General features: G+C 50.1%; 6 protein-coding genes and 1 riboswitch. Of the genes, 1 reads left to right on the top strand and 5 read right to left on the bottom strand.

Annotated features, from left to right (window positions below):
• Nucleotides 1-195 precede the first annotated feature (195 nt).
• The gene (locus tag WMO23_RS10600; protein ID WP_020309922.1) at nucleotides 196-1,149 is read right to left on the bottom strand and encodes a lactate/malate family dehydrogenase; all 954 of its coding nucleotides are present in this window, start codon (nucleotides 1,147-1,149) and stop codon (nucleotides 196-198) included.
• A gap of 380 nt (nucleotides 1,150-1,529) precedes the next feature.
• On the opposite strand from WMO23_RS10600, the gene WMO23_RS10595 reads away from it, so the two are divergent.
• Nucleotides 1,530-2,153, top strand: coding sequence for a hypothetical protein (locus WMO23_RS10595; RefSeq protein WP_020309920.1), 624 nt, complete (start codon nucleotides 1,530-1,532; stop codon nucleotides 2,151-2,153).
• A gap of 834 nt (nucleotides 2,154-2,987) precedes the next feature.
• Here WMO23_RS10595 and WMO23_RS10590 read toward each other — a convergent pair.
• The 4 genes from WMO23_RS10590 to WMO23_RS10575 form a co-directional block, all read right to left on the bottom strand.
• Nucleotides 2,988-3,209 carry a hypothetical protein gene (locus WMO23_RS10590; protein ID WP_020309919.1) on the bottom strand — a complete coding sequence of 74 codons (222 nt, stop codon included), beginning with the start codon at nucleotides 3,207-3,209 and terminating at the stop codon, nucleotides 2,988-2,990.
• A gap of 26 nt (nucleotides 3,210-3,235) precedes the next feature.
• Nucleotides 3,236-4,720 carry a putative sulfate exporter family transporter gene (locus WMO23_RS10585; RefSeq protein ID WP_020309918.1) on the bottom strand — a complete coding sequence of 495 codons (1,485 nt, stop codon included), beginning with the start codon at nucleotides 4,718-4,720 and terminating at the stop codon, nucleotides 3,236-3,238.
• A 103-nt stretch (nucleotides 4,721-4,823) separates the two neighbouring features.
• Nucleotides 4,824-4,926, bottom strand: a riboswitch (SAM riboswitch).
• A 147-nt stretch (nucleotides 4,927-5,073) separates the two neighbouring features.
• The gene (locus WMO23_RS10580; protein WP_292282402.1) at nucleotides 5,074-5,523 is read right to left on the bottom strand and encodes a PPC domain-containing DNA-binding protein; all 450 of its coding nucleotides are present in this window, start codon (nucleotides 5,521-5,523) and stop codon (nucleotides 5,074-5,076) included.
• Between the two features lie 224 nt (nucleotides 5,524-5,747).
• Complete coding sequence (locus tag WMO23_RS10575; protein ID WP_020309916.1) at nucleotides 5,748-6,074, bottom strand: hypothetical protein; 327 nt, start codon at nucleotides 6,072-6,074, stop codon at nucleotides 5,748-5,750.
• Nucleotides 6,075-6,462 lie beyond the last annotated feature (388 nt).

The raw sequence follows: 6,462 nt of genomic DNA, 5'->3' as shown, positions 1-6,462 counted from the left end.
TGGACCTGGACGGAGGAGAAGCCGGCATCATGGAAAATGGTTTCAAAGGTTTCCGGCGTCGGGTTATAGAGGTGGTAAAAAAAGAGGCTGTCGCGTTAAGACAGCCTCTTTTTGAGTATTAAGTTTGCAGTTTGTAGCAAATATTTTCAAATTTAAAGCCCTCTTCTACAAACTACAAACTCCGTACTACAAACTTTATTTCCAAAATTCTTCGGCTTTAGCGATGTTGGCGCGAATCGTAGCGCAGCAGGCTTTGAAGTCCTTCATTTCCTGTTCCGGCAGGTTATATTCGATGACTTCTTCGATGCCATTGGCGCCGATGACCGACGGGACACCGCAGAAGATGCCCGTTTCGCCGTATTCACCATCTAAAGGCGCGCTGGCTGCCATGATTTTCCGTTCATCCCGCAGGACGGCCCGGACCATGGTAGCTGCCGTCATACTGATGCCGTATTCCGTGCAGTGCTTGCCAGAATAGGTGACCCAGCCGGCATGGATGGTTTCATCCTGGACGCGGGCCTTATCGAAGACATAGGCCGGATTCTGTTCCAGTTCTGCCAGGGATTTACCGCCGAACTTGATGAGCGACCAGGGGACGATCTGGGAATTGCCGTGTTCCCCCATCATGTAGGCTGAGAAGGAATGATGATCCAAGCCGGTCTGCTGGGAAATGGCACTGACCAGGCGCGCGCTGTCCAGCCCCGTGCCGGTACCGAAAACATGACCTTTCGGAAGGCCGCTCTTCTTAGCGATGAGGTCCGTAATGACGTCACAAGGGTTGGTGATATTGATGATGATGCCCTGGAAGCCGCCGGCCATGACCTTGGGGATATAATCAGCGACCTGAGGCACAGTGAAATGCATTTCATCGTCGCGGTTCCCCGATGCGCAGAGCGTAATGTCGCCGATAGCATTGACGATGACGTCGCAGTCTGCCAATTCTTCATAGCTGGCAATCGTGTAATTGACACGATGAGGCATGAACATGACGGCATCCATCATATCCTGCCGTTCACTGACCAGTTTTTCCGACTTCACGTCGCATAACTTGACTTCATCGGCAATCCCGAGGACCCCTAAATTAAAAGCTACATGAGCCCCGACATGACCTAAGCCGATGACCCCTACCACACGTTTCTTAAAAGCCATACAAAACGCCTCCTGTTCACTATAGCATATAGAAAAAGTCTATTTATATATTATATCAAAAAAACACCCTCTTTGTCCGTTGTAATTACAACAATCCCTAGGCTCTCAATTTTACCTATTTATTTCATACTTTATACAAATCCAAAAAAATCCGGGCCTATAATGCAGTATGTAAAAATGTCAACTACGGTACAGGAGGCCAGGAATCATGACAAGCCCAAGCCGTCCAAAGCCCCCGCTGGGACGCTACGGTCCGCCAGGGAATCAACGACTTCATCGCGGCTTACGGCAAAGATTCGCCGAACTACGATAAAAACAATCATCCCTATGCCGTCTTCGATTTCGACAATACGACATCCATCCTCGACGTAGGCGAACAGTTGGAAGTCTGGCAGCTCGATCATCTGCAATTCGCCGTCCCGCCGACACAGATGAAGTCCGTCCTCATGATGGGGATCCCAGCTGATAAATTAGACGCCATCCGCGCAGCCGTTTCCTATTTCAAAGTCCCTGGCGTCAAAGATGTCCTGGCCATGACCAACAAAGTAGACGCCAATGGCCGTTACCTCAATCAGTACGATTACGACCTCCATCCCCAGACCCAGGGCGTCGGTAAAGCCGAAACACTGGCAAAAATCCTGGTACCGAAATACAAAGGCCACGGCCCCAGCTTCACGGCTATGGATTCCCAGGGGGATTTCAACTTCTGCACCGAATTCAAAGACACGAAAGAAGTCTTGGTCATCAACCGGACGCGCACCGATGACGCTGCCCTCTGCGCCGGCATTGCAGCTTACCAGAAAAAACACGGCATCGACCTCGCCGCAGCCAACAAAAATGGCGACAGCCTCTTCCTGATCCAGGGCCGTAACGAAAACAAAGGCGAATTCTGGAACGACGACAAGACCCTTCTCTTAGGCAAAAAGACGCATCCTACCTGTCCGATAAAGCCACCAAAGCCGAAACAGAACTCGAACAAGGAAAAACCATCGCCCAAGTATTGAAAGACAATACGAAATTAAAAGACAAATATCAGGGATATAAGACGCGGTAAAATCTGATTATCTCCTCAAAAAAAGGACTAGCACATGATATGGTCGAAACCTTCATGCGCTAGTCCTTTTAACTTTGATAGAGGCCTGACGGCCGGGCGTAAAGTCGTTCATCGAATTTTGGGGCCGACGGCCCCGCCGGTCGCAGACCGCAGTTCGCAGGCCGCCTCAGAGTCAAATGCCGCCTTGCGGCAACATATTCAGAATAACGACATCGCCTCGAGTGACCCTCGGCTCGTAAAAAATGCCCCGTCTGGGACCTTCGTTCATTTCTATCGCCTGATTGCGATTCCGTAGGGGACGTCCCAAAGGGCGTACCGCCGCGACTTGTGTGAATAGCCGGTGCCATGACAGATGCTCGTGGCTCGTAAAAGCCTGCCATTATACTCAGATGGGCTGTGATGAAATCTCGCAACGGGCCACAAGGCTCCCTTTATAGGGGAGCTGGCCGCCAAAGGCGGTCTGAGAGGTTAAAGGTCGGCCCCTATGAATGCCCCGATTGGGGCTATTTTTGCAGTCTGCTACCTGCGACCAGCGCGCTTCGTTTATTTCATGAGTTTATCACGGCATAGCCACATCTGAATCCGAGGAAAGCAAAAAGAGGCTGTCGCATTAAGATAGCCTCTTTTTGAGTATTAAGTTTGCAGTTTTTAGTTTTTAGTGAATGGTTTTAAATTTAAAGCTATTTTCTACAAACTACAAGCTTCGTACTACAAACTTTAAAGAGAAAGGGGCTTCGCATGATGGCAGAAACCTTCGTGCGACAGCCCTTTTCCATAATAAGCCTCAGCCGAAGACTTCAAAGATGACGATGAACAAGGCCATCAGTCCCAGGCCCAATCCCAGGGAATAGGCACAGAGTTTTTTTTCGATGGGCTGCAAGGGGAAATATTCGTCTGCATCCCGTTCGAGCTGTCCCGTATGGGTCGCAGCGTCTGTCGGGGTTACGGTTTGGTTGTAGTAATATTCGTCAGCCGTCGATGCGGCAGAAGTGATTCGCGATGCCATAGCAATTAATCCTTTCTATGATGAAGTTATAATGTCGGCGGAACAATGCCGTGATAGAAGATGTAAGAAATGAACAGGCCGACCCAGATGATGAAGCCGACGAGGGCTACGGCATAGACGCCGATGACACGGCCCAGGCCGGATTTCCAGAGCTTGCGTACATTCGTTACCAGGCCGATAGAGAAGAAGCAGAGGCCAAAGAAGACGGCCCGCAGGAGGTTAGCCTGTCCGGCGCCGGCTTTCGCAGCGTCGACGATGCCCGGCTGCAGCCAGCCAGCTGCAAAAATGACGACCAGGGCCAGGACGAAACCGATGATGAATTTCGGGAAGCGTTCCCAGATTTCCCGTTTGGAAACCTTGCCAGCCCCGGATGCGACGGCTGCCCGCGGGTCATTGAGATGGTAAATGGACCAGACGATAGCCAAGATGAAGGACCAGACGCCGATGAAAACGTCGATGAAGACCTTGGACGTCGTCGCAGCCATGAGGATCCAGCCTTCCTGGTAATTGACGCCGAATTGCTGGAGCGCACTGTTGCGGATGAGCGTATCTGCGATTGCCCCGGATGCGACGGCACCGCCATCACTCTTGACGACCAGGCCCAGCCAGGACCCGGCGACCATCGGTTCACTGGGCAGGAAATAAGCAGCTGCAAAGGGCAGGATGAGCAATTCTACGGCAACGAAGACGATGATGACCGATGCCAGGATAGTCGGGATGATCTGGCGCGCCTTGATGGCACTGCCCGTAGCAATCGCTGCGGCGACACCACAGATGGAAATGCCCGACGCCATGGGAGCTGCCCATTCCGGCGTGAATTTAAAGAATTTCCGGGCCACGAAATAGACGATAGGCCAGTAAATCAGGTAGGCTTCGACGACGGCGCACATGCCGCGGACGATGACCGTACCGGCCAGCCCCAGGGCACTGATGGCCTGGATGCCGATATTCATGCCCAAAATGACGATGCCCGTCTTGATGTACCATTCCGGTTTGGCAGCATCAGATAAGAAACGCGTCACTTTCGGGAAAAAATTACCGATGACCAGCCCGGCCAGCAGGGCAATGACAAAGCCCAATTCGCCAAGACTCAAGGACCAGCCGATGTTAAAAGCTTCCCGCTTATTCGGCGTCGCTGCCAGATAAGCATAATTGCCGATGACCGTCGCCGCCATGGTGATCCAGTAAATCACGGTATAACCGGCGACGAATTTCTTGACCTTCGTCCCCATGAAATACGCACCGATAGACGTTACGACCAGGGTAAATACATACGTCGCCACTAACGACCCGATACTGCCGAGCCAGGCAAACCCTTTCGACCCCGGCCCGACCGCCTTGGACGGGTCGATCCAGACACCGAACTTAGCAGCCCAGCCGAGCAAATCGATGTGCCAGATCTGTCCGGCACCGAGGACGACGATAAATAATCCGAGCCATACGGCCCACCAGTCTTCGCTTCGCAACAGGCCCGACCGGTTGACGGCCTGTGCAGATACTTCGTTACTCATACGGACACCCCTTTTACAAAATAAATAAAGACGTGCCGATGACAAAGCCATAAAAAAAGCGCGCCATCAGCTACAGATGACGCGCAAAATCCCTTCCATTTCTCGCTCATCTGCCGGGAAAACTCCCGCTGGAATTGGCACCTTCCGTCCCCACGGAGGTTGCCGCAGCATCATAGGGCCAGTCCCTCAACTGCTCTGGATGATTGATATTCATTCATCAAACATATAAAATGTTTACCCAAATAGTACACTATTAGGTATGTTCTGTCAATACTTTCATTTGAAAATAAAGTATAAAGTGAAAAGATTCTCAGAAGTGCCGACCAATCGGGAGATACAAGACAGTGGCCAGCTTAATCCGTTTCTGGCCCGAAATCCCAAAAGCCGGTCCCCGTTTCTGGGTCATATTTCCGCCGAATCCGTCCTTCTATAACGGGGCGCAATTCGATTTCTGCCGTGTACAGTACCTCTATCGATTTGATGTGCCCTGCCGCAACGTGATGTTCCCCATCCTGTTTATAAGAAAAAGCAGCGTGAGTATGATGAAAATAAGTTCCATCATCATCGCTGACGATATTGCCTGTCAACGAAACCAGCTCCAGCATCCCCTTCAGCTCTTGAACTTCAAAACTGCCCGTTTCTGGGATGAACGTCTGTATTTCTGCCGAACGGCACCCGCCGATGCCCGAAAAAATGGCCGATGCAATCTGTTCTTTCTGACAGATTCCCAGAATCGTGCTGATGATTTCATCCCCCTTATCCATCCGGATATAATAAGTTTCACCAAATTTGCGATAATCCATACGTCATGCCTCCTGTAATATCATAACCTACTGCCACTGTAAGACCGGCACCAGAAAAGAGACTTGTTAGTTCGTTTGTAGAGTACCCTCTCTATTGATCCATATAGGCTGTAATCGAAACGATTTTACCATTCTCCACACCAAAGCTCAATCCACACATTCCCGAAGGATGAGTGAAAATAAGTAATTTCTTCATAATAACGCCCTTCCCGTTTCACAAGCGCTTACAATTTTCCAAGAGTCTTCAACGCATAGAAACCACAGCTAGCCAATTGTTCCATGTGAGATTGTTGTTGCAAGCCGAATTCCCATTGATGCCACTGGTCTTCGCTTTCAAGTTTCCAAAAACCTAAGTCCGAATGAGGCCTATTGTCATAAACAAAAGTATACGCCGTACCGTCATCATCAATAACGTTGATTGCTGAACGGCTATAAGATTGAACCATCCCAAGATTAACAGCAGAGCTTTCATCTGCATAAAAGGCAAACACTGTATTTCCTATCAATAAAGTTCCAGTAAGTAGCAACATACTTACAATTCGTTTCATCATATGCCTCATCCTCCTTAAAAAGACTTACCTCTCAATCTCAATATATGCTATATAGATTCTACAAAAAACTTATAAAGTCCTGCAAAGGAAATTTGTAAATTCAGAATTAATGACACATCATGTGATTCGTGATTCATAAAGACCTGCCATTATATCAGAACAGGCTACGGTAAAATCTCACAGCGGGCCGCCCTGTCCTGGTCGGCGCCTACGCACAAGGCCGTTGGCCGTGTATATTTTGTATCCGGTGAACGTTGTTTCCATTTATCGCCTGGCTGCGATTCTGTAGGGGGCGTCCTGATAAAGGCGGACAGCTACAGCTGTCCGTTTTGGAAACCGTCAGGCGCCTTCTTATGGTCGGCGCCTGACGGGCCAAAAAGGCCGCGTG

The organism is Megasphaera intestinihominis, from assembly GCF_040096415.1.
GTDB classification, from domain to species: domain Bacteria; phylum Bacillota; class Negativicutes; order Veillonellales; family Megasphaeraceae; genus Megasphaera; species Megasphaera intestinihominis.
The sequence above is the reverse complement of the archived record's forward strand: the minus strand, read 5'-3'. Positions and strand labels throughout refer to the sequence as shown.